The sequence below is a fragment of the Rubritalea sp. genome (genome assembly GCF_039830215.1).
GTDB lineage: Bacteria > Verrucomicrobiota > Verrucomicrobiia > Verrucomicrobiales > Akkermansiaceae > Rubritalea.
In genome coordinates, this window is sequence record NZ_JBDOPO010000182.1 from 1 (window position 1) to 7,024 (window position 7,024).

At 47.6% G+C, this 7,024-nt stretch carries 6 protein-coding genes; 2 read left to right on the forward strand and 4 right to left on the reverse strand.

From position 1 onward, the window contains the following. Together ABGY95_RS06150 and ABGY95_RS06155 are read right to left on the reverse strand one after the other, a co-directional pair. Positions 1–1,298, reverse strand: a 1,298-nt coding sequence (locus tag ABGY95_RS06150; RefSeq protein ID WP_347440817.1) for an alpha-glucuronidase family glycosyl hydrolase, incomplete at its 3' end; no start/stop codon positions are given. A gap of 29 nt (positions 1,299–1,327) precedes the next feature. Next, positions 1,328–2,893, reverse strand: coding sequence for an arylsulfatase (locus tag ABGY95_RS06155; protein ID WP_347440818.1), 1,566 nt, complete (start codon positions 2,891–2,893; stop codon positions 1,328–1,330). A 787-nt stretch (positions 2,894–3,680) separates the two neighbouring features. On the opposite strand from ABGY95_RS06155, the gene ABGY95_RS06160 reads away from it, so the two are divergent. Then, entirely contained in the window at positions 3,681–3,821 is a 141-nt protein-coding gene (locus ABGY95_RS06160; protein ID WP_347440819.1) for a hypothetical protein, read from the forward strand. A 237-nt stretch (positions 3,822–4,058) separates the two neighbouring features. Here ABGY95_RS06160 and ABGY95_RS06165 read toward each other — a convergent pair whose 3' ends face one another. Continuing rightward, a complete protein-coding gene (locus ABGY95_RS06165) occupies positions 4,059–6,206 on the reverse strand; it encodes a polyribonucleotide nucleotidyltransferase (protein WP_347440820.1) in 2,148 nt (715 codons plus the stop codon). A gap of 268 nt (positions 6,207–6,474) precedes the next feature. Further along, the gene (gene rpsO, locus ABGY95_RS06170) at positions 6,475–6,732 is read right to left on the reverse strand and encodes a 30S ribosomal protein S15 (protein ID WP_347440821.1); all 258 of its coding nucleotides are present in this window, start codon (positions 6,730–6,732) and stop codon (positions 6,475–6,477) included. A 166-nt stretch (positions 6,733–6,898) separates the two neighbouring features. Here rpsO and ABGY95_RS06175 point away from each other — a divergent pair. Further along, the coding region (locus tag ABGY95_RS06175) for a nucleoside-diphosphate kinase (RefSeq protein ID WP_347440822.1) at positions 6,899–7,024 on the forward strand (126 nt) is incomplete at its 3' end.

Consider the following 7,024-nt stretch of genomic DNA (forward strand, 5'->3'; position numbering starts at 1 on the left):
TAGCAAACGTGCCGTTCATGACCAGTGTACTCTTGAGTAATCTGAAGTTCTAGCATCTGGTTGGTTTTCGGCATAGCCGAGAACAAGGTAGACACTGGTTCACGCACCTGAAAATCATGTGGCCCATTTTTGATCTGAACGATGGCATTATCATCAAACTTTCCATCGAGTGGCTGGAACAAATCATATGGCTGGGCAGCCCGGTCTGGGTTTGACTTTTTGTGGCCGTAAACAAAAGCACGCCACATAACGATACCACCATGGGGTTTCAGCGAGCGAGCGAGCATATTTGCCCCATCAGCATGGGTCAATCCATACGCCATTGGCCCGGGCTCACCTTCAGAATCGGCCTTCACAAGGTAGCCGCCAAAATCAGGAATCTCCTTGTAGATTTCAGTAGCTTTAGCGTTCCACCATTCTTGAACATCCTGGTTTGTAGGATTGGCATCATCCAGTCCGCCCACAATCATCGGACTGAAGAAATTGACTGAGATATAAAGCTTAATCCCGTATCTCCCGAAGATATCTGACAAGTAGCTAAGCTTAGGCAAGTACTCTGGAGTGAGCAGCTTCCACCCTTCCAAGCCCTTCTTAGCAGTATTCACATTGTTAATGACACTACCGTTGATACCGGTGGAGGCGAGCATACGGGCATAATCGACGTAGCGTTGTTCATGTTGCTGCAGATTATCCCACTTAAAAATACTGTCCCCAGCGTAGCCACGTTCTACAGATGACCTGCCGACGGGGATCTCTCCTGGGTTATCCCAATGGTTCAGCAAGCGTAGCTTGATTGATGGATTTTGAGTAATCTGCAGTGCTGATATCTGTTGATCAGTCTGCATCAAACGCAGAAGATGAAATACTCCGTAGAGGGCTCCTTGCTCCGTCTTACCAGCAATAACTAGTTGATCCTTGTTGCTGGTGATACAAAACCCTTCATCTGAAAGTTTACTGCACGCGCCCTGATGAATCTTAACTCCCTCTTTTGCCAAGGCTTCGCTCGTCCCCAGAATAAGACCTTTTGAAAAGCTATTGGATTTCTTGAGTTCCCCACCCAGCATTCCTTTGACACCTCGCTGTAGCTCATCCACTGCAGACTGAAGCATGGCGCCCTCCCCTGTGACTGAGAGTTCAGCGCCATAGTAGCGGTATTCATCTAACAAGCTCTTATCCTCAACTCGCTGGTATGTGAGCCATGCCTTATAGCTCTCATCCTTGGCCAATGACACATTCGCAACTAAACCAACACCGATCACTAAAGGTGTTAGTAGCAAATTTAATAGTTTCTTATTCATAAATATCATGTCTGTCTAATCGTTCATTATTACTTAGAGGAGATTTGATTCCTCAAAAAATTATTCTGTATAGAGTATCCACTAGCTCTAAACTCTTCTAGCTGCGCCTTCATTCTCTGAGCTCTGTCTGGCTGTTTGCTGTATAGATTAGTCGTCTCACCAGGATCTATCTTTAGGTTGTAGAGCTGTCCTATAGCTTGTGGATCGCTCTCATGCAACGCATACCTCTCTAAGCCGGGAACTTTATAATTATTACCACCTGAACCTTTGTGATCCAGATACTTCCATTGGCCATCACGGATCGACAAAGCCAAGGAATGTGTCTGCTGCAGCATATATTTTCGGACAGGAAGATCACCTTGTTTGCCAAGCCAAACTGGAAGCATATTATAGCTGTCCTCGCCAGCGTCAGCTGGCAACTGAGCCCCGACTATCTCTGCGCAGGTCCGCATCACATCGGTGAGGCTAAGTAGCTGATCGCTTGTGCTGCCGGGCTTTACTTTTCCTGGCCAGTTTATGATAAATGGCGTGCGGTGTCCCCCCTCCCACTGATCCCTCTTAAACCCCCGCCACGGCCTAGCTCCATCATGCTGGTGGTCCTTGCGCATACTAATGACAGATTGAACTTCAGGGCCATTGTCGCTGGCAAAAATAACTAGAGTGCTATCAGCTACGCCAAGACTCTGGAGAGTACCCAATAACTCGCCGACGATATAATCCATTTCAAAGATAAAGTCGCCATGAGGGCCCGCCGTTGTCTTGCCTTTAAATTGATCAGCTGGAAATGAAGGCAAGTGGACAGCCTGCATTGAGTGATAAAGGAAGAACGGTTTATCTGGTTGAGTTTTTACATGCTTCTCGAGGAACTTCTTACTCTTTTTCAGAAACACTAGGTCGACTTCTTCGTGCTGGAAATCATCCGCGACCATGCCAGGGCGGAAATCACGACTGTATGCATGCTTGGGCAGTTGATTACGATCGATAACCTGTGTGGGAGGAACCGGAATACGGTCGCCGTCAATGTAGGCGTACAACCAATCAGTCGTCGGGCAGGACACTGTTCCGTAGAACTCATCAAACCCCCTGTGAATAGGACCATCTGGAATGGGTCGGGAATAGTCAATTTGCTGAACTCCATTAATTCCTTGATCGGTGATTCGCTCGCCCGCTTGATTGAAAAAAGTCATGCCGATATGCCATTTACCGATACACGCTGTGTTATAGCCCTTATCTCGCAGCATTTGCGGCAGTGTCAGTCGTTCCTTTTCAATCAAACAAGGTCCACCTGCGCCAGTGAAAACCCCTTTCATTCCAGTGCGGAACTGCATTCGGCCAGTCAGAATACTGTAGCGAGTCGGCGTGCAGACTGTCGATGGACTGTGGCTGTCAGTGAAACGCATCCCATCCTTTGCCAATTTATTGAGATTGGGGGTAGGGATTTTAGAATTAGGGTTATAGCATTGAAGATCACCATATCCCACATCATCCGCTAAAATGAAAAGTATATTCGGTCTTTGCTCAGCGATCGCTTGTAGCGCTCCGGTGAACAGAATGATACAAATCAGTTTGAAGATTACTTGTCGCAGATTTTTCATTTCACACTTCATTGCAGCACAAGGATTCGGCCACCCATTGCTTAAGGTCTTTAAGGACATCCATTAAGAGTAACATGATCTTAGTGCATCATTTTTATCTTAGCAGATTGAATGGGGCAGTCGGATATAGCTAACACCTCAAATGTAATCAAAATCTCCCCGTTGAGCATCATCAGTTTAGATGAGCTGTGCCATTTTTCCGGCATGCATATGCCAAAATTTGAAACTTCCGTCGTCGACTCCAGTTGCGCCACCTAGAGACATTGCTGAAGTTCATGCTGAAGCAACAGCAAACTCCCCCCCCCTGAGAAGCTTCCCGCTAGAATATTTAAACGTGCGCCTTAACAGTTTAGCGAGACCGTGGCGGATCGCCGCGCCACTACATACAACAGCGCAAAACAAGACAAGTCCACCAAGCCTCAGCAACGGTGTAATCTCAGAAAACGACTCAGAAGCTCAAACATGCGCTAGACGCTCAATAGCTACATCAAGCGCAGAATTAGAGTCGTCGGACTCTTTCCAATCGAAGCCTCATTAGAGGCGCCTAGTCACCGCAGTTCTGATGGAAATATCAGAAGACTGGGAAACAGGAAAAACCTATCTCACTCTCAACTAAAACAACAAAAAAAATAGCAGCTTCAGCCCTAACCTAAATGAGTTTTTACAGACAAAAACTTGCGCAGCCGGCAGTAAAATAAACACATACACTTTCACTAATCCCGAGATCCCATCAACACAGCAAATGGCACTATAACCATCACAACAGCTCCAATCCCGGTCGCGAACAATGCCAGAACTCGACGCAGCAAGTCAGCAAAAGGTTCATCATACACCCAAAAAAAAGGCCCATCCCCATCAACATTGGCAACAAGAAAAAAAGAAGAAAGACAAGACGTATGCCACAACTTTAACCAACAGTGACTTCTGAGCATCACTCGTAAAAAACTCGATTTCTAATAACGTTCTAGCTCTCATCACTTCCACTGAGTCACCCCCAGAGAGTGAAACCTAGGCGATCTAAAATAGATTGCAATTTTCATCCTCATAAAAATAACTCCAACGACAGAGCCTATACACTCTTCCTGCCACTGGAGAGTCTATAAAAAAAGCCGCCCTTCGAGTACCCGAAGAGCGGCTTTGTAATGAATTTGATTCGACTAGCGAATTAAGCTTCGGCTGCTGCTTCCTCGGCAGGAGCATCAGACTTCTTAAGCTCACGTGCCGCTGCACGGATAGACATCTTCACGCGACCTTTGTCGTCGATACCGATGCATTTAGCTTTCACTTTGTCACCGACCTTCACAACGTCTTCAGTCTTCTCTACACGACCTTCAGCAAGCTCAGAGATGTGGATCAGTCCATCCTTACCAGGAAGCACTTCAACGAACGCTCCGAACTTTGTGCAAGAAACGATCTTACCGTCGTAGATCTTACCTACTTCAACTTCAGCAAACATCTGGTTGATCATCTCCTTCGCACGCTCGAGAGACTCATTCTTGGATGCGTAGATGTGGACTGTGCCGTCATCTTCGATGTTTAGGTCTGCACCAGACTCAGCCTGGATTGCCTTGATATTCTTACCACCGGGTCCGATAAGCATTCCGATCTTGTCTGGATTAATCTTAACAGACTCGATACGTGGAGCGTTCTCAGAAATTGTCGCTGTCTCGCTGATCACTGAGAGCATCTTGTCCAGAACGAGCGCGCGTCCGTCCTTCGCTTGGTAGATAGCTTCTTCCAGGATACTGAGTGGGATACCGTCGAGTTTGAGGTCAAGCTGGTAGGAAGTCACACCTGCTGGAGTTCCACAAAGTTTAAAGTCCATGTCACCATAGAAATCTTCAGAACCGATGATATCGAGGAGGCGCTCGTAACGAACCATTTCACCTGCTTCATTGAAGTCAGTAACAAGACCAACAGAGATTCCTGAAACTGGAGCCTTAATTGGAACACCTGCACCAAGAAGGGACATTGTACCTGCACAAACTGTAGCCATCGAAGAGGAACCGTTAGACTCAAGAACTTCAGAAACTGTACGGATAGCGTATGGGAATACGTCTTCATCAGGAATCACTGGTGCGATAGAACGCTCAGCTAGGTTACCGTGACCGATTTCACGACGGTTAAGACCACCGAAGCGGCCAGCTTCACCAACGGAGAATGGTGGGAAGCTGTAGTGAAGAATGAAACGCTTGGAGTCTTCACCACCTGCGTAGTTGTCGAAGTACTGACGCTCGTCAGCTGGTGCTAGTGTCGATACTGCGAGTGCCTGTGTTTCACCACGAGCAAAGAGAGCTGAACCGTGAACGCGAGGAAGGAGACCTTCTTCAGCGAAAAGTGGGCGGAGTTCAGCTGGCTTGCGGCCGTCTGCACGCACACCCTTTTCAAGGATTGACACGCGGAATGCCTTCTTCTGAAGGTATTCGAATGCTTGTTCGATCTGGAAGTCAGTTGTCTCAGGGAAACGCTCGAGGATTGTCGCTTCTACTTCGTTGCGAAGTGCACCAACTTTCTGAGCACGCTCAACCTTGGAAGCGGCATAGATAGCACCTTCGATACGGTCACCAGCGATTTCATAAGCGATGTCGAGGAGGTCCTGCTCAGCCACAGAAACAGTGAATGGGCGAGTCTCTTTACCCGCAAGCGCCTTGAGCTCTTCCTGAGCCGCTACGAGAACTGCTACATTCTCCTGCGCGAAACGAAGCGCCTTGATGAATTCCTCTTCAGGAATCTGGTCAGCACCACCTTCGATCATGATAACGTTTTCTTTGTCGCCAACATAAACAAGGTCGAGATCAGACTCTTCACGCTGATCGAATGTTGGGTTCACAACAAACTCACCGTCAACACGACCAACACGCACAGCACCGATTGGGCGAGCGAATGGAATGTCAGAAATAGTAAGCGCTGCAGAAGCTCCGTTCATGGAGAGGATGTCAGCATCGTTAACACCGTCTGCAGAAAGCATGAGTGCTACGATCTGAGTCTCGTAAAGGTAACCTTTCGGGAAAAGTGGGCGAAGTGGCCGGTCAGTCATACGGCAAGTGAGTATCTCCTTCTCAGTTGGACGGCCCTCACGCTTGAAGTAGCCACCTGGGAAAACTCCAGCGGCAAATGCGCGCTCTTTGTACTCAACGGAAAGCGGGAACCATGACTGGCCCGGCTTGATTTTTGTAAGAGAACATGCAGTCACGAGAACTGTTGTTTCACCAGATGTTACGACTACTGCGCCGTCAGCGAGTTTAGCCATTTTACCAGTTTCAAAACTGATAGGATTCGAGCCGACCTGGCCCGTTACTTTATGTGTGTTCATTTCCATAATTTTCTTTTTCTTTCGTCACTCCCACAGCGAGCTGCAGGAAATCTTGCTTTGAGGCTTCAGCCATCTTGGCTGGCCTCAGGAATCGATACTGATGACGTACCAGGACTTCCCCCTCATTTCTTTCAACCTGTTAACGCGCTCTCAACGCGTCACCATCAGTCGGAACCGACAGTGTATTTTAACGAGACCAGGCGCACCATAGACTATGGGCACCTAAAAAGAGAAAGGCCACGGAGAACCGTGACCTTTCAAAAGTAACTTAGCGACGAAGACCAAGACCTTTGAGGGCCTTCTGGTAACGCTCTTCTGAGTTCGCCTTGAGGTAATCAAGAAGCTTACGACGACGAGAAACCATGCGGAGAAGTCCGCGACGGCTGTGGAAGTCCTTCCTGTTCGCATTCATGTGATCCGTGAGATCAAGAATACGTACGGTAAGAAGTGCAATCTGATAATCGGCACTACCTGTGTCACCTTCGTGAAGCTGGTAGTCTTTCGGGTTGATAGTAATATCGCTCATTTTGAATTAGTGTGTTCAGGACCAGTCAGAATTAACCAGACCTCCCTATCGGGACAGCGCTAGGTACCCCCTAACTCATCAGATAGCAAGCTTTTATCGATTCATAATCAACACTCTCCCCGTAAATTATCTTGCCAGCACCGAATCAGTCATCTAATCCACGCACATGGCAAATGAAACAACTCTTATCCTTTTCAAACCTGACACAATCGAAAAGAACCTTTCAGGCAAAGTACTCGAGCGCTTCCTCAAAGAAGGCCTCGTGATCCGCGGCATCAAGATGATGACACTA